Origin of the sequence: Exilibacterium tricleocarpae (genome assembly GCF_007004655.1) — a bacterium.
GTDB lineage: Bacteria > Pseudomonadota > Gammaproteobacteria > Pseudomonadales > Cellvibrionaceae > Exilibacterium > Exilibacterium tricleocarpae.
Window position 1 is genome coordinate 153,046 of the sequence record NZ_ML660095.1, and the last position, 16,871, is coordinate 169,916.

Sequence of the window (16,871 nt, forward strand, 5' to 3'; positions counted from 1 at the left end):
GTACAGAAACCATGACTGCGCCTATGCCAAAAAACGAATCCCTTACCGATCAGGTCAGTCTGCCCGAACAGCTACCCGATGCGGTCGGCGAGAGCGTCTGGATCGAGGTCATTCAGCGTATGGATACCATCTATGCCGACCTGGTTCACCACCAGGTGGAACTGGAAGAGAAAAACACCGCCCTCGAGCAAACCTATCGCCAGTTGCAACAGACCCACGAGGAATTGAAAAACACGCAACAGCAACTGGTACAGGCGGAAAAAATGGCTTCGCTCGGTCGCCTGGTGGCCGGCGTCGCCCACGAGTTGAACAATCCGATCAGCTTTATTCTCGGCAACACCCACGCACTGGCGGGCTACAACCGCCGCCTGCAGACGTTTTTCTCCGGCCTGGAAAAGCTGGCCGACCCGCGGGTGGAGGAACTGCGCCGCCACAGCCGTATCGATCGCCTGTTGAACGATCTCGATCCATTGGTTGAGGGCAGCATGGAGGGCGCACAGCGGGTCGGCGATATTGTCGACAGCCTGTTGCGCTTTACCAATCCGCAGCCGCGGCAGATTGCGCAGTTCGATATCTGCCGTTTGGCCCACACCGCCACGCAGTGGGTACTGCGCGCGGCCCGCAACAAGCCAGCGGTGCATTTCGATATGCCCGAGTCGCTGAATTTTTACGGTTACGAAGGGCCGGTGCACCAGATCCTGGTCAACCTGGTGCACAACGCCGTGGATGCCAGCGAAAACGTCGACGCCCCGGCATTGTGGCTGACACTGCAACGGCAGCCACAGCAGTTGCTGATCAGCGTCAGGGATAATGGTGCCGGTATCGATCCCGAACACCTGAACACTATCTTCGACCCCTTCTTTACCACCAAACAGTCGGGCAAGGGCACCGGGCTTGGTCTCTATATCAGCTACCTGCTGGCCACCGAGCAGTGCGGCGGCCAGTTGCGCGCCGATAATCATATCGACGGCGGCGCCGTTTTCGAGCTGACGTTGCCACTTAATCAACAGCCACTTAATCAACAGCCGCTTAATCAGCAGTCACTTAACCGGCAGGGAGGCGAGTGTGACAGACAACAGTAAACTCAATCTGCTGTGGTTGCAGTCCGGCGGCTGCGGCGGCTGCAGCATGTCGCTGCTGAATGCGGAAAATCCCTCGCTGTATGAATTGTTCGAGCAGGCGGGCATCGAACTGCTTTGGCATCCGAGTTTAAGCGAGCGCGGCGGCCGTGCGCTGATCGAGCTGCTGCAGTCCATCGTTGCGGGCGACACGCGGCTGGATATTCTCTGCCTCGAGGGCTCCGTGATGAAGGGGCCCAACGGCACCGGCAAATTCCATCTGCTGAGCGGCACCGACACACCCATGTTCGAGTGGCTGGAAAAACTCGCCGGCGTCGCCGACGTGGTGCTGGCGGTGGGCAGTTGTGCCGCTTTCGGCGGCATTACCGCCGCCGGTGACAATATCGGCGAGGCCATCGGCCTGCAGTACGACGGCGAGCAGCCGGGCGGGCTGCTGCCGCAGACCTGGCGCAGCCGCGGCGAGCTGCCGGTGATCAACGTCGCCGGCTGTCCCGTACATCCGGGCTGGGTAACCGACAGTCTGCTGTTGATCGCCGACCGGCAGATGCAAGGCGACCAGATCGACGAATACCAGCGGCCGCGGCTCTACACCGATCACCTGGTTCACCACGGCTGCCCGCGCAACGAATACTACGAATTCAAAGCCAGCGCCGAAAAACCCTCGGACCAGGGCTGCATGATGGAAAACATGGGCTGCCTCGGTACCCAGGCGCGCGCCGACTGCAATATCCGCCCCTGGAACGGCAGTGGCTCCTGCCTCAAAGGCGGCTATGCCTGTATCAACTGCACCGCGCCGGGCTTCGAAGAGCCCGGACACGCCTTCAGTGAAACACCGAAAGTGGCCGGTATTCCGGTGGGCCTGCCCACCGATATGCCCAAGGCCTGGTTTGTCGCGCTCGCCTCGCTGGCCAAGGCGGCCACGCCGGAGCGCCTGCGCCAAAACGCCACCTCCGAACGCCTGATTTATCCGCCCGCCCACACCTCCACCAAGGGGAGGGACAAGTCGTGAGCGATGGCGGCGGCAGGAAAATTCTCGGGCCGATCAACCGCGTCGAAGGCGATCTGGAAGTGCGTCTCGAAGTCGAGCGGCGACAGGTCACCCGCGCCTGGGTCAACTCGCCGCTGTTTCGCGGCTTCGAAAAAATACTGCAGGGCAAGGCGCCGGCCGACGCACTGGTTTATACGCCGCGCATCTGCGGTATCTGTTCGGTATCGCAGTCAATTGCCGCCGCCGCCGCGCTGGCACAACTGCAGGGGATTGCGCCTACGGAAAACGGCCAACTGGCGACCAACCTGACCCTGGCCTGCGAAAATCTGGCCGATCACCTCAGCCATTTCTACCTGTTTTTTATGCCGGATTTCGCCCGCGCCGGCTACGCCGATCAGCCCTGGTACTCGCAGCAGGCGCCGCGCTTTCGCGCCCAGACCGGCGCGGCCGGCAACCAGGTGCTGCCGGCGCGCGCAGCGTTTTTACAGCTCACCGGGCTGCTGGCGGGCAAGTGGCCTCACTCGCTGAGTCTGCAGCCCGGCGGTACCAGCAAACCCCTTAACCGCAGCGAGCAGTTGCGACTGCAGGCAATGATCGGCAAGTTTCGCCGCTTTCTGGAGCAGACGCTGTTCGGCGACCAATTGGAAAACGTCAATACCCTGGCATCGATCAAGCAATTGCAGCAGTGGCAGTCGCAACATCCGCACAGTGATTTCGGCCGTTTTCTCGCTATTGCCGACGCCCTGCAACTCGATCAGCTCGGCCGCGCCGCCGACCGCTTTATGAGCTATGGCGCTTACACACTGAGACAGGGCTGGCTGTTCCGGCGCGGCTGCGTCACCCTGGAAGAGGGCCATGCGGTCTACGCCAAACTGGACGAGCGCAGTATTACCGAAGATATCGCCAGCAGTTGGCTGGCCGGCGAGCGCTGCCCTTTACATCCCTATCGCGGCCGCACCGAACCCGACGCCGAACAGAGCGGTTACAGTTGGTGCAAGGCGCCGCGGCTGGACGGGCGCAGTGTCGAAGTCGGCGCGCTGGCGCGGCAGGTCGTCAACGGCCATCCGCTGGCGCTGGACCTGGTGGCGCAAAGCGGCGCCAGTGTCTACAGCCGCGTCATTGGCCGACTGCTGGAACTGGCGCTGGTGGTGCCGGAAATGGAAAACTGGTGCGCCGAACTCGACCCGCAGCAGCCCTATTGCCGCCACGGTGTGGCACCCGACAGCGGCCGCGGTGCCGGCATGGTGGAGGCGGCGCGGGGCAGCCTCGGCCACTGGCTGCAGGTTGAAGGAGGCCGCATCAGTAACTACCAGATTATTGCGCCCACCACCTGGAATTTTTCCCCGCGCGACGGCGGCGATCAGCCGGGGGCGCTGGAGCAGGCGCTGGAGGGCGCGCCGGTGGCCGGCGATATCGAAGAGGCGCTGGCGGTGCAGCATATTATCCGCTCGTTTGATCCCTGTATGGTCTGTACGGTGCATTGATGAACAGTCTCGCCGAGTCGACTACCTGCCAGCGAACCATCCGCGTGCGCGGTATCGTGCAGGGCGTGGGTTTTCGCCCGGCGGTATGGCGCTTTGCCAGACAGTTGGGCCTTTGCGGGCAGGTGCGCAACGACGGCGACGGCCTGTTGATCGAATGCCGGGGACCGCGACCAAACGTCTATCAACTGATTGAACAATTGCACCGCGAGGCGCCGGCGCAGGCGCGCATCAGCAGTATCGATCACTGGGCCGGCGGCGAGCCGATCACCGGCGACGACTTCGTCATCGCCCGCAGTCGCGAACAGTCCCGTGCCGGTACCGGCATAGCGCCGGACCTGGCCACCTGTACCGCCTGTGCCGCCGAGGTGAAACAGGCCGGCAGCCGCCGCTACCGCTACGCGTTTACCAACTGCACCCACTGCGGGCCGCGACTGAGCATCATCCGCAACCTGCCCTACGACCGCGCCAATACCAGTATGACCGCCTTTGAGCAGTGCCCGCACTGCCTGGAGGAATACCAAAATCCCGCCGACCGCCGCTTTCACGCCCAGCCCAATGCCTGCCCCGACTGTGGCCCCTCGCTGTGTCTAGTCGATCGCGACGGTGGCACTATCGACGGCGATGACTCACTCGAAGCTGCACTGCGCTGCTTGCGGCAGGGGCAGATACTGGCGCTGAAAGGAATCGGTGGCTTCCAACTGGCGGTGGATGCCGGCAATGCCGCTGCGGTGGCCGAACTGCGCCGCCGCAAAAGTAGGCCGCACAAACCCTTTGCCCTGATGGCGCGCGATCTGACGGTTATCCAGCGTTACTGCCACATCAGCCCGCTGCAGCGGCAACTGCTGCAAAGTGCTGCCGCACCCATAGTGTTGCTCGAACGCCGGCACGGCGGGCCGGGCCTCGACGCTGTGGCGCCCGATCAACGGCGCCTCGGCTTTATGCTGCCGACCTCGCCGCTGCACCACTTGCTGCTGGAAACTTTTGCCACGCCGCTGGTGATGACCTCCGGCAATGCTGCCGGCCAACCGCAGTGTATCGACAATCAACAGGCGCTACGGGAACTGGGAGAGGTGGCCGATAGCTTCCTGCTGCACGACCGGGATATTGTGCAGCGGGTCGACGACTCGGTGGTGCAGATCACCGGCGAACAACCGCAACTGTTGCGCCGTGCCCGCGGTTATGCGCCAGCACCGCTGCCACTGCCGCCGGGCTTCGAAACCTGCACGCCAATCCTCGCCACCGGCGGCGATCTGAAAAATACTTTTTGCCTGCTCGGCGCCGGGCGGGCGATCCTGTCCCAACATATCGGCGATCTGCGCGATGCCGGCACCCTGGCCGATTTCGAGCACTGCCTGAAACTGTTCAACGGTCTGTACCCGTCTGACCGGCAACAGCCGGCGGCGGTTGCCGTCGATCAGCACCCGCAGTATCTGTCGGGGGATTTTGGCCGCTCACTGGCAGCGGAAAAAAAACTGCCGCTGATCGAGGTGCAACACCACCACGCCCATATCGCCGCCTGTATGGGGGACAATCAACGCCCGCTGCAGGCGCCGCCGCTACTGGCCGTGGTGTTGGATGGTATGGGCTTTGCGAAAGCCGATCCGGCGCAACCCCTGTGGGGCGGTGAGATATTCCTCGCCGATTACACCGTCGCGAAACGGCTTGCCCGCCTCAAACCTACGGCGTTACCGGGCGGAGATACAGCGATGCGGCAGCCCTGGCGCAACTGTCTCGCGCAGTTGCACAGCGCGCTGGGATGGCAGTCGGTGGCGCAGCGCTATGCCGGTTTGCCGCTGATCGACGCCCTCAAGCGGCAGCCGCTGGATACCTTGCTGAGGATGATCGACAAAGGCGTCAACGCCCCGCTAAGTTCCTCCTGCGGGCGTTTATTCGATGCGGTTGCCGCCGCGGTCGGCATCCATAGCGAAGGCGCTATCAGCTATGAGGGACAGGCGGCGATAGCACTCGAGGCTTGTATTGAGGACGCCGACTGGCGTGCTGCCGGCGTCTATCCCTTTGCCTTGCAGCGCACCGATCAACTCTGGCAGATCGATCCGGCGCCGCTGTGGCCGGCCCTGCTCGGCGATCTGGCAGCCGGCTGCCGGCGCGGCCTGATCGCCGCCCGTTTCCATCTGGGACTGGCGGCGGTACTGGTCGAGTGTCTCTGCTTGCTGGCGCGGGAGCACGGCGTAAAAACGATCGCCTTAAGCGGCGGCGTTTTGCAAAATCCGCGTCTGTCAAACGCCCTGCAATCGCAACTGCAGGCGCGGGACTTCGAGGTACTGGTGCACCGGCAGGTACCCGCCAATGACGGCGGCATCGCCCTGGGGCAAGGGCTGGTGGCAGCAGCTCAACTACAAAGCGGTTACACAGGAGAACAATCATGTGCCTAGGTATTCCGGGGCGGATAGTCGCCATTACCGATGCCGACAAACTGATGGCCAGGGTCGATGTCGCCGGTGTGCAGCGCGAGATCAATATCGCCTGTGTGGTCGACCCGGGGCAGGCACCGGACAGTATTATCGGCACCTGGGTACTGGTGCATGTGGGCTTCGCCATGAGTCGCATCGACGAGCAGGAAGCGCAGAAAACCCTGCAATTGCTGGCGGAGCTGGGTGAAATGCAGGAAGAACTCACCGCTATGCAGTCTACAGCACAGCCTTAGCGTCGGAGGCGATGATGAGCGAAGACAGCAAACCACTCGACGACCTCTATCCTTTCCTGCACGGCAAGCGCAAAGACCCGCAGCGCGAGCGCCGGGCGCTGTTGCAATCGGTGCGGCAAAAAGCCGAACACAGCGTCGCCATGAAGGAAAAGTTTTTTGCCGACAACGGCCCGGCGCTGGTTGACGCCGCCACTGCGCTGGCGCGGGTCTATCAGCGCGGGGGCCGGCTGTTTACCATGGGCAACGGCGGCTCCAGTTGTGACGCCAGCCACTTTGCCGTGGAGTTCCAGCACCCGGTTACCGCCGGCCGGCCGCCGCTGCCGGCCATGAATCTGTGCATGGATATGGCCATGATCAGCGCCGTGGCCAACGATGTGGGCGTCGAGCATATGTTTACCCGGCAACTGCGGGCCCACGCCCGAACCGGCGACGGCCTGGTGGGTTTTTCCACCAGCGGCAATTCCAAAAACCTGATGGCCGCTTTTGAAACGGCCCGGCAGATGCAATTGCTGACACTGGGCTTTTGCGGCGGCGACGGCGGCGCCATGCGCAGCAGCGGCCTGCTCGATCACTGCCTGCTGGTGGAGACCGACTCGATCCACCGGGTGCAGGAGGTACATCTGGCCATCTATCACATCCTCTGGGATTTAACCCATACCCTGCTTGCCGACAAGCGCGGAGGTCTACAATGAAATACGTCGACGAATTTCGCGATCCCGAACGGGCGGCTGCGCTGCAACAACGGATAAAACACCTCGCCGCACAAATCTTTGCGCGCCGCGGCCGGCCGTTGCAGTTAATGGAGTTTTGCGGCGGTCACACCCATACCATTTTCCGCTACGGCATCGAGCAACTGCTGCCGGATAGTATTGAGCTGGTGCACGGACCCGGTTGCCCGGTGTGTGTATTGCCGCGGGGGCGCGTCGATGACTGTGTGGCGCTGGCACAACGCCCGGAGGTGATCTTTACCACTTTTGGCGATGCGATGCGGGTGCCTGGCTCACGCCAGAGCCTGCTCGAGGCCAAGGCCGCCGGCGCCGATGTGCGTATGGTCTATTCACCGCTGGATGCGCTGGCGCTGGCCCGCAAGCACCCCTCGCGCGAGGTGATCTTTTTCGCTCTCGGCTTCGAAACCACCATGCCCAGCACGGCTTTGACAGTGCTGCGAGCGGCCGGCGAAAACATCGGCAATTTCTCCCTGTTCTGCAACCATATCACCACCGTGCCGACCATCAAGGCGATCCTCGATTCGGCGGATATGAAAATCGACGGCTTCCTGGCCCCGGGCCATGTCAGTATGGTGGTGGGTGAAACACCCTTCCATTTTGTCTGCGACCACTACCACAAGCCGCTGGTAATCACCGGCTTCGAGCCGCTGGATATTCTGCAGTCGCTGTGGATGTTGTTGCGGCAGATACACGGCGGCTACTGTAGCGTCGAAAACCAGTACAGTCGCGTTGTCGCCAGCGGCGGCAACGACGCCGGCCTCAATGCCATCCATCAGGTTTTCGAACTGCGCGAATATTTCGAATGGCGCGGTCTCGGCTCCATCGACCACTCGGGGGTGCGCATCCGCGAGCAGTACGCCGCCTTTGACGCCGAGAGAAAATTCAGCCTCGTCAATCTGCAAATAGCCGATCCCAAATCCTGCCAATGTGGCGAGGTGCTGAAAGGCGTGATCCGCCCGTGGCAGTGCAAAGTGTTCGGCGAGCAGTGCAATCCGCAAAAACCGCTGGGCGCGCTGATGGTGTCCTCCGAAGGCGCCTGTGCCGCTTACTATAACTTCGGCGATCAGCAGGCGCTGATCAGACTGAGAGAAGAAAACGGAGTCAGTGTATGAGCAACGCGCCCTTTACACCCGGGCAGACCATCACCATGGCCCACGGCAGCGGCGGCAAGGCGATGCATCAACTGATCGAATCGCTGTTCGTGGCCACCTTTGATGATCCGCAGCTTTCGCAGTTGGAAGACCAGGCGCGCTTTTACTTCGCCGAGATGACCGGTGCCGGCGACCGCCTGGCTTTTACCACTGACTCCTATGTGGTGGACCCGTTGTTTTTCCCCGGCGGTGATATCGGCCAGTTGGCTGTTACCGGCACCGTCAACGATCTGGCGGTGGGCGGCGCCAGGCCGCTGTATTTGAGCTGTGGCATGATCATCGAAGAGGGGCTGCCGATAGAAACCCTGCAGGCGGTGGCACAGTCGATGAAGCGCAGCGCTGAAACCGCCGGTGTGTCGATCGTTACGGGTGATACCAAGGTGGTACCCCGCGGCGCCTGTGACAAACTGTTTATCAATACCGCCGGCGTGGGTGTGATACCGGCGGGCATACAAATCGAAGCTGGTGGCGCCAAGCCGGGAGACGCCATTTTAATCAACGGCTACCTGGGAGACCACGGCGCCGCCATTGTCGATGCCCGCGGTGAGCTGGCCATGGAGAGCCAGATTGAAACCGATTGCCAGCCGCTGAATCACCTGATCGCGGATATGCTGGCGGTATGCCCCGATATCCGCTGCCTGCGCGATGCCACCCGCGGCGGCCTGGCAACGGTGCTCAACGAGTTTGCTGCGGCCGGCAACTGCTGTATGCAAATCGAGGAACAGGCGCTGCCGATCCGCACCGAGGTGCGGGGTATCTGTGAAATTCTGGGACTGGACCCGCTCTACCTGGCCAACGAGGGCAAACTGGTAGCGGTGGTCCCCGCCCAGGCCGTCGACGCGCTGCTCGATCTGATGCGCGCCCACCCCGCCGGCGCCCACAGCGCGGCCATAGGTTGCGTTGCCGGGGCGCCGGCCGGACGGGTGCTGATAAAAACCGCCTTCGGCAGCCAGCGTATTGTCGATACACTGATTGGCGAACAACTACCGAGGATATGTTGATGACCAGTTTATTGGCCTTTGGTTTTCTGCTCGGCATACGGCACGCGCTGGAAGCGGATCATATCGTTACGGTGGCCTCGCTGGCCAGTACCCATCGCTCGCAGCGCCAGGTGGTGCGCCAGGGCCTGGCCTGGGGCGTGGGACACAGTTTGACGCTGCTGCTGTTTGCCGGTGTCGTATTGTGGCTGGACACACTGATACCCGAAGGGCTCGCCACCGGTCTGGAAATGTTGGTGGGCGCGCTGATGATTGTGCTCGGCATCGATGTGGTGAGGCGCGGCCGCGCCACCGGGCAGGCTGTGCCGGCGGCCTTTGCAGCCCCTGGCGGCGACAGGGAGCAACTGCCGCTGCGCGCCCTGGCGATGGGTCTCATTCACGGTATGGCGGGGTCGGCCGCTTTGATTTTGCTGTTTGTAGAGCGCATGAATTCGGTGCTGCAGGGCCTTGCCTATGTGGTTATTTTCAGTATTGGATCATTAGCGGGGATGTTGCTGTTCTCCGTGGTGATTTCATTTCCGCTCGGTTTTACCGCAAAAAATTTCGCCCGGTTCCATACGGGTCTGCGGCTGGGGATCGGTCTGTTAACTGCGGCTATTGGTCTGGTGCTGATCGTCGAGAGGCTTTGAGCACTTTCTAGGTGCTCCAGATAAGGGGATTCGATACCGGTTTTCTCCTTCAGATTCCGCAGTACCGCGTCCCCGAGGTCCCGGTCAGTGTGAATATCGACGAATCCCCCCGGACGCTATGGGATTCGCCAGCAGGTTGTCAGCAGGTCGAGCAGCGAACTGGAGTTTTCACCATTGTTGGCCACGGTGGTATTGCCGCCGATCGTGCGATGGCTGTGGGTCAACAGTTCCTCAAACGCGCAGGCATCCTCCAGGTTGATATTGTCTGTCAGCGTAAAATCACCATCAATACGATTGATATTGTGCAGTCCTTCCAGGTTGTTCAACGATAAATTGTTGGTTATCTGTAAATCCCCCGGTACCTTTTTCAGCGCCGAGAAACCGATGATGGTCTCCATGTTCATGTTGGAGTCGATCAACAGATTGTTGCCCAGTGTGCGTAGTCGGTTAAAACCTTGCAGATGCCTCAGCTTGTGGTTGTAACCTACATACACGTTGCCTTGAACAGCTTGCAACCTGAAAGCGGCAACTGATGTGGCGGCCTGGTTTGTTTTGATGCCCAGACTGCCTCCGATATTGACCAGGCTCGGGAATACGATCGATCTCAGGTTGCCGTTCAGATACAGGCTGACATCCTTGTTGACAGAGGTCAGTGTCCCCAGGTTTAACTGGATGATATTTGAATTGCGCTGGATTTTAACATCACCGCTTACGCGGGCCAGGCCCTCCAGCCCTGACGTGGTCACCAGCCCGGTATTTCTGATAACGTGCAGCGATCCATTGGTAATGTCTGTGAGCTGATTCAGACCATTGAGAGAAAGCAGGGTGTGGTTGTTTGATACATCCAGCCCACCCACTTTCTTGAGACCCGACAAACCAAGCAGGCTGTCAATGGGATCGGTGGGGTGATCGACGACAGTCAGTTTGCCGCTGACTTCACAATACTGGAGACCGTCCACTTGCTCTTGAGTCTCCAGCACCAGATCACCATCGTAGTAAGAGCTACACACATGGCAGTGATTTTTGATGGCCGCCAGTGAGTTAGTGGCGCGGGTGTTGTCGTAAATCCTGGTATAAAAATTGTCCGGTACATTGCTCCACAACCCGGTTGCGCCACAGGCACTCGTCAAGTTTCGATTGCCCATAAGTTCAAAGTAATTGGTGCGAAAACGTATGGAGCTGTTGTCATACACGACATGCCGTAACCCATCGAGATTTTCTAACGAAGGGTTATTGTTGATCTTGAGTTCCATAATCGGCGCCGTGAAATTGCGTAACCCGTCCACATTGCGCAAATTCGTATTTTGGATGATATAAATGTGACCCGGCTCACCGCCGGTCACGGCGCGGGCGTTGAGCAAGCCGTCGAGGTGAGTCAGCAAGGGACTGCGGGTGATCTCTATTATCCTGGGCAGGGTATGGACCGTGCTTAACGCATCGAGTGACTGCAAGCTGCGGTTGTATCCTATGTGCAGCCTGGCTCGACTGGTGGCGGCACTATCGCCGATTTGTCTCAGCTTGGGCATGCCCTCAAGCGAGGTGATATTGTGACTGTTAACTATCACTAATCCATAACCGATATACTCGAGGTTGGCCAACCCCGTTAAATCCGTCAGTCCGGTTTGCGCATCGAGCACCAGAGCCCCTGGAATACGCTTAATATTCTCAAACCCTTCGAGGCTGCGGATATGCTCATTGCGCTCCATAATGATGCTGCCGGTGAGGCTTTGCAGCATGGAAAGACGACGTATATTACCGATATTGCTCCAGCCGCCGGGACCACGGCTGCCGATTTTCAGATCGCCTTCTATATGAGTGCAGTCAAATGCACTCACATCCGCCTGGGTCAGAAGCAAGACGGTGCTGGTGCAGGTTTTTGCCGTGGCTTTTCCGCCGACGAGTAGTGAGCAAATAACTGTTATTAGTAGTGACACATATTTTTTCATAAGGGCTCTCTTCGATATTTCATCATTAGCACTCTCACCAGAATGACACTTGGTTAAGCAACTATGTGCTAATTGACCGGTCTGGCCCTGGCTGAAGCCTCCAGAAACACGTCGTGAACCCGTCCATGGGGACTTCTCGACAGCATCCCTGCTGCCGAGCGTTGCTGGAGGCTTCAGCCAGGGCCAGACCTACCTTTGGTACACTTAATCGAGATCGATGTAACTGGGGCGGTAACCGATCAACTGGCACATTTTTTCTTAACTGTACCGTTCCACTCTGACCACTCTTTCCGCTTTCGGGTAAGTAGAGTTCGACGTCCTTTTTCCGAAATCATCAGAAGCCGCTACAGCGCTGGACAAGGATTTTCGAACAAGTGGCAGGGTGGTTTTTTTGTATTGCTAAATCGACAGTCTCAAATTAAACCATATGGATTAAAAAAAATATGTCTGTGTCTTGAAAAGATGTAAAGCTTTGTAACTATGCTTCAGGGTTTGTGTGACTTATATCGCAACGGCTTTTAACCGCGTATAGATGTTACCGGCCCTGATTTTATTCACCGAGATCATCAAAGGCTTGCGGAATCTTTCCGGTCTTTTCCGCCGGTCCACTGCAGAGAAGGGTTCGGGGCGAGCTAGACGGACCATATCTCGGGAGAACAACGATACAGTGAATCCAAGCAGAGGATGCAGTTAGAATCATCGAGCGGTTTGCGCCTGTGCGCGCAGGTAAAGTGAGACGTCTGGGTATTGATGGCGACCCCATGAGGAAGGCTGTGTTCGTCGCTCTCCAGCGGGCTGCGATGAAGTTATCGATAACTGATTGCCTGCAGCCGAAACTTAATGCCCTTTTTGGCATAAGTCGTTCATACTGATGACCAGTATATCGGTTGGAGAGTGGATATGTTGCAAACCGGCTGGTAGGTGTAGTTTTTGCGCCCGGGTCTGTTTTTATCCCATCCCGAAGGCTTGCAAGTATGCTGTTCCGTTCGCCGGGGGTGCCGAGCGGCTTCGGTACACCCCGGGGTTACCTGTCTTTTCCTGTTTACCATCACTTATCGAGTAGCTGGGTTTTGTCGCCCTGATGCCGGATGAACATTTTATCTTAATAAAAACAGAGGCTTAGAGGGGTTTTCAAAGCCTTTTTTAAATCACATGTAATATTTCTTGACGGCTCACATGTAATAAATTAAGGTGTGCGTCATGAAAGCGAAGTCATCAGCGCACTACCAGCGAGAGTTCCGGCGCCGCCTGCGTGAGCAGGGGCTGGTCAAGAAGGAGGTCTGGATCCGCCCGGAGCATGCCAAGCACCTGGCACTGGTGGAAAAGCAGTTGCGTGAAGCCAACGGATCCCAGTGGATAAAAGGAGTCATGAGTATGACCAATAAAACCAATCTATGGACCACCACCAGTCTACACACCGCTTTGCAGGAAATGGATTTGTTTACCAATGGCGCGGCGTCGCTGGAATTGATCGACGGTATCGAGCCCTCTCTGCATATTGTGATGCATGAATTTGGGGACCTGCCGGTGTTTTTAACCGTCTCGGGTGATCAGATTATTGTCGAATCTATCTTGTGGTCGGTCGACGATGTGGCGGATGTCGTCAAGTTTAATGACGCCGTGCTGCGCACCCATAAGTACTTCCCCTTGTCCACAATCAGCCTGGACGCCACCTCGAGCGGTTCTGACTATTACCAAATGTTCGGAGCCTTGAGTTCCACTTCCATTCTTTCCAACGTTATTTTTGAAATTGAGACGCTGGCTACCAATGTGATTCACGCTACCGAAGCCTACAGTGAATTCCTGACCATCCCGGTAGAGGCGTAGAGGAGACTGCTATGAATATCTGGGCGAAAATGATGACGGCTTTGCGCGGCGGTGTGAACGAGGCGGGCGAGGCTATCGTCGACAGCCAGGCGCTGCGTATTCTCGACCAGGAGGTGCGGGACGCCTCTGAAGAGCTGAAGCAAAGTAAGGACAGCCTGGCCGCCATTATTGCCAGGCAGAAGCTATCTGAAGAAAAGGTGGTCAAGCTTAACAAAGAAATCGAAACGCACGAGGGCTATGCGGTAAAAGCGCTGGAGAAAGGCGATGAGTCACTCGCCCGCGAAGTTGCCGGCAAGATAGCTGACTTTGAAAACCAGTCTGCGGCCGAGGCTGAGGCGGGCGCCGGTTATGCTCGCAGCGCCGACCAGTTGCGCGCGGCGATCAAGCAGGCGGAAGCCAATATCAAGCGCTTGAAGCAGCAGGTGGATACGGTAAAAGCGACGGAAAACGTGCAGCGGGCTCAAGAGGCGGTGGCCGAGCGCCACAGCGGTTCGAACTCGAAGCTGCGCACCGCGATGGACTCTCTTGAACGGATTAAGGAAAAGCAGTCGCTCAAAGCCGCCAAAATGAATGCCGCCAGTGAGTTGGCCGCGGAGACGTCCGATGCCACGCTCCAGCAGAAGCTCGAGGAGGCCGGTATTGCGCCTTCGGGTAAGAGTGCCGACGATATTCTCGAGCGGCTAAAGAAAAAAGGCGCCTGAGACCGCCGAGCTCAATTGCAGGGAAGCCGTCTCCAATCCGGATAAAAAGGGGTAAAGCATGTTTGCAGTATTGCTTAGCAAAGAGATGGACCCGTTCTACCAGAATGTATCCTCTTTCCCGACGGTATTCTTTACCTTCTTTCTGATCTTAACCCTGCTGTTCTGGCTGGTGGCAGTGTTGGGTCTGGTGGATATCGATGCCTTCGATATACCTGGTACGGACCTCGAAATCGGCGACGGTAATACGTCGACGCCCGATGCCGTGGCGGGGGTTATTTTAAAGCTTGGTTTAAACGGTGTGCCGCTGTCTGTGGTTATCTCACTGGTGTCGCTTATCGGTTGGTTTATTTCCTATAACACGGTGCATTTCTTTTCCTATTTGATTCCCTCTGCGGGCCTGGCGCGTTTTCTGGTGGGGCTGCCGGTGTTGTTGGGTGCGCTCTACTTGAGCGTTCTGGCGACCGGTTTCCTGATCCGGCCGCTGCGCCCGCTGTTTAAGAAAATGCAACGGCATACTGAAAAAATGGTGCTGGGGCAGACAGCGGTAGTACGTACCTCCAGGGTTGATCCGGGTTTTGGCGAAGCCATCTTTGATGACGGCGGTGCAGGACTGATTCTCAAGGTAAGGGCCTCAGAGGGCCAGCAGTTTGGCAAAGGCGACAGGGTTGTCCTTATCGAATACCTCAAAGACGCCAATGCCTATCGTGTGGTTTCAGAAGAAGAGTTCAACGGCTAACGGCCCGCATATTGATTAGTACTAATAAAACGGAGTAATGATTATGGCTGATATATCAGGATTTATGGGGATACTGGTCCCGGCAGTTGCGGTTTTTGTCGTCTTGATGGGATTGCTGGCCGTTGTGAAGGCCTGGTATGTAAAGGTTGAGCAGGGTACCGCGCTTATTGTCAACGGCCTGGGGACTGTGCCCAGGGTACACTTCACCGGCGCTCTGGTATACCCGATTATTTACAAAAAGGAATTGATGCGTATCTCGCTGATAACCCTGGAAGTGGACCGGCGCGGCAGCGACGGCTTGATTTGCCGGGATAATATGCGTGCCGATATTACCGTTGCCTTCTACCTGCGGGTTAACGAGACGGAGGAGGATGTCTTGAAAGTTGCCAAATCCATTGGTGCCAACCGCGCCTCGGATAAGGTTGCAGTAGACGAATTATTTTCTGCCAAGTTCTCCGAAGCGTTGAAGACAGTGGGTAAACAGATTGAGTTTGTACAACTCTTTGAAAACCGCCAGGACTTTCGGGAAAAGATCATAGAAGTTATCGGCGATGATTTAAACGGTTATGTATTGGAAGATGTGGCGATTGATTATCTGGAACAGACGCCGAAGAAGTCGTTGGACCCCAGCAATATTCTCGACGCTGAAGGTATCAAAAAAATTACCGAACTGACCGCTGAGCAAAATGTGCGCACCAATATCCTGGAGCGCGACGAAGAGTTGGCTATCAAGAAGAAAAATGTGGAAACCGTCGAGGCGATGCTGGAGCTGGAGCGCCAACAGGCGGATGCCGAGGCCAAACAGGAGCGGGAGATAGCCACCATCAGGGCACGGGAAGAGGCCGAGACGAAGAAGGTACAGGAAGAAGAGCGGCTCAAAATGGAAGCGGCCACGATTCAGGTGGACCAGGATCTGGCGGTGCAAACCGAAAACCAGAAACGGGAAATCGAAGTGGCGGAGCAAAATCGCCAGCGCGCCGTGGTGATCGAGCAGGAGAAAGTTGTCCGGGCCAAAGACCTGGAGATCGTCTCCCGGGAACGTGAAGTGGAGTTGCAGCGTATCGAGGCAGAGAAAGCTGTAGAAGTCGAGAAAAAGGAAATAGCCAATGTAATCCGCGAACGGGTTGCCGTCGATAAAACCGTTGCTATCGAAGAAGAACGCATCAACGAGGTGCGCGAAGTCTCGGAAGCCGACCGGCGCAAACAGGTTCAGGTACTGGCGGCGGAGGCCCAGGCCGAGGAAGAGAAGGTGAAACAGGTAAAAGCCGCCGAGGCCGAGGAACTGGCCGCGCAGCACAAGGCAACCGAAATCACCACTATCGCCCAGGCGGAGCTGGAGGCCTCGGCCAAAGAGGCCGATGCCAAGAAGAAACTGGCCGAGGGCGTTCAAGCCGAGCGCGCCGCACCGGGCTTGGCAGAGGCCAAGGTGCAGGAGGCCAAGGCCGACGCGCTGGAGAAAGAGGGGATGGCCGAGGCGGCGGTTATCGGCGCCAAGGGCGAATCCGAGGCCAGGTCGAAGAAAGAAATAGGTATGGCCGGTGCCGAAGTGACCCGCGAGCAGTTTAAAGCCGAGGCCGACGGTCTGGTCGAGAAGTTCGATGCCATGGGGGCCATGAGTGATAAGGCCCGTGATCACGAAGAGTTTCGTATGAGCCTGGAGACGGCGCTGAAAGAGGCCTTGGCGTCGATAGAGGCCGGCAAGGATATCGCCAAGGAAAACGCCGAGGTGTTGGCGACTGCGCTGCAAAAAGCCCATATCGATATCGTCGGCGGTGAGGGTCATTTCTTCGACACCTTTGCCAAGTCGCTGTCCCTGGGCAAAGCGGTTGACGGTCTCGCCGCCAAGAGCGGCACCGTAGCGGCTTTTCTGGAAAAGTTTATCGACGAGAAGGAGGGGGCCGGCAACAGCGAGAAGAAAGCAGGTTAGTCCGGGCAATGG

General features: G+C 58.2%; 14 protein-coding genes. 13 read left to right on the plus strand and 1 reads right to left on the minus strand.

The features are described from left to right. Positions 1 to 11 precede the first annotated feature (11 nt). Genes FKG94_RS15305 through FKG94_RS15345 form a run of 9 tightly spaced genes read left to right on the plus strand, consistent with a single transcriptional unit; the run spans position 12 to position 9,722 of the window. Positions 12 to 1,082 carry a sensor histidine kinase gene (locus FKG94_RS15305; RefSeq protein ID WP_142905184.1) on the plus strand — a complete coding sequence of 357 codons (1,071 nt, stop codon included), beginning with the start codon at positions 12 to 14 and terminating at the stop codon, positions 1,080 to 1,082. Further along, positions 1,066 to 2,088, plus strand: a complete 1,023-nt coding sequence (locus tag FKG94_RS15310; protein WP_218943548.1) for an NADH-quinone oxidoreductase subunit B family protein — start codon at positions 1,066 to 1,068, stop codon at positions 2,086 to 2,088. The genes FKG94_RS15305 and FKG94_RS15310 overlap by 17 nt, the downstream gene beginning before the upstream one ends. Beyond that, on the plus strand, positions 2,085 to 3,551 hold the full coding sequence (locus FKG94_RS15315; RefSeq protein ID WP_142905185.1) for a nickel-dependent hydrogenase large subunit: 1,467 nt from the start codon (positions 2,085 to 2,087) through the stop codon (positions 3,549 to 3,551). Before FKG94_RS15310 ends, FKG94_RS15315 begins: the two co-directional genes overlap by 4 nt. Further along, a complete protein-coding gene (hypF, locus tag FKG94_RS15320) occupies positions 3,551 to 5,944 on the plus strand; it encodes a carbamoyltransferase HypF (protein WP_142905186.1) in 2,394 nt (797 codons plus the stop codon). The genes FKG94_RS15315 and hypF overlap by 1 nt, the downstream gene beginning before the upstream one ends. After that, positions 5,935 to 6,216, plus strand: a complete 282-nt coding sequence (locus FKG94_RS15325) for a HypC/HybG/HupF family hydrogenase formation chaperone (protein ID WP_142905187.1) — start codon at positions 5,935 to 5,937, stop codon at positions 6,214 to 6,216. Before hypF ends, FKG94_RS15325 begins: the two co-directional genes overlap by 10 nt. A 14-nt stretch (positions 6,217 to 6,230) precedes the next feature. Then, entirely contained in the window at positions 6,231 to 6,908 is a 678-nt protein-coding gene (locus FKG94_RS15330) for a D-sedoheptulose-7-phosphate isomerase (RefSeq protein WP_142905188.1), read from the plus strand. Next, complete coding sequence (gene hypD, locus FKG94_RS15335; protein WP_142905189.1) at positions 6,905 to 8,056, plus strand: hydrogenase formation protein HypD; 1,152 nt, start codon at positions 6,905 to 6,907, stop codon at positions 8,054 to 8,056. The genes FKG94_RS15330 and hypD overlap by 4 nt, the downstream gene beginning before the upstream one ends. Next, positions 8,053 to 9,096 (plus strand): hydrogenase expression/formation protein HypE, encoded by a 1,044-nt coding sequence (hypE, locus tag FKG94_RS15340; RefSeq protein ID WP_142905190.1) that lies wholly within the window; start codon positions 8,053 to 8,055, stop codon positions 9,094 to 9,096. The genes hypD and hypE overlap by 4 nt, the downstream gene beginning before the upstream one ends. Then, the gene (locus tag FKG94_RS15345) at positions 9,096 to 9,722 is read left to right on the plus strand and encodes a HoxN/HupN/NixA family nickel/cobalt transporter (protein ID WP_142905191.1); all 627 of its coding nucleotides are present in this window, start codon (positions 9,096 to 9,098) and stop codon (positions 9,720 to 9,722) included. Before hypE ends, FKG94_RS15345 begins: the two co-directional genes overlap by 1 nt. Positions 9,723 to 9,838: 116 nt before the next feature. Here FKG94_RS15345 and FKG94_RS15350 read toward each other — a convergent pair whose 3' ends face one another. Further along, a complete protein-coding gene (locus FKG94_RS15350; protein WP_142905192.1) occupies positions 9,839 to 11,668 on the minus strand; it encodes a receptor L domain-containing protein in 1,830 nt (609 codons plus the stop codon). Between the two features lie 1,200 nt (positions 11,669 to 12,868). On the opposite strand from FKG94_RS15350, the gene bacA reads away from it, so the two are divergent. Genes bacA through FKG94_RS15370 form a run of 4 tightly spaced genes read left to right on the plus strand, consistent with a single transcriptional unit; the run spans position 12,869 to position 16,859 of the window. Continuing rightward, positions 12,869 to 13,495 (plus strand): biofilm formation regulator BacA, encoded by a 627-nt coding sequence (gene bacA, locus FKG94_RS15355; protein WP_142905193.1) that lies wholly within the window; start codon positions 12,869 to 12,871, stop codon positions 13,493 to 13,495. 11 nt (positions 13,496 to 13,506) lie between these two features. Next, entirely contained in the window at positions 13,507 to 14,196 is a 690-nt protein-coding gene (locus tag FKG94_RS15360) for a PspA/IM30 family protein (protein WP_142905194.1), read from the plus strand. Between the two features lie 58 nt (positions 14,197 to 14,254). After that, positions 14,255 to 14,932, plus strand: coding sequence for a DUF1449 domain-containing protein (locus FKG94_RS15365; RefSeq protein WP_142905195.1), 678 nt, complete (start codon positions 14,255 to 14,257; stop codon positions 14,930 to 14,932). A gap of 43 nt (positions 14,933 to 14,975) precedes the next feature. Then, positions 14,976 to 16,859: a flotillin family protein gene (locus FKG94_RS15370; RefSeq protein WP_142905196.1), complete on the plus strand. Its 1,884-nt coding sequence runs from the start codon at positions 14,976 to 14,978 to the stop codon at positions 16,857 to 16,859. The last annotated feature ends 12 nt before the right edge of the window (positions 16,860 to 16,871 follow it).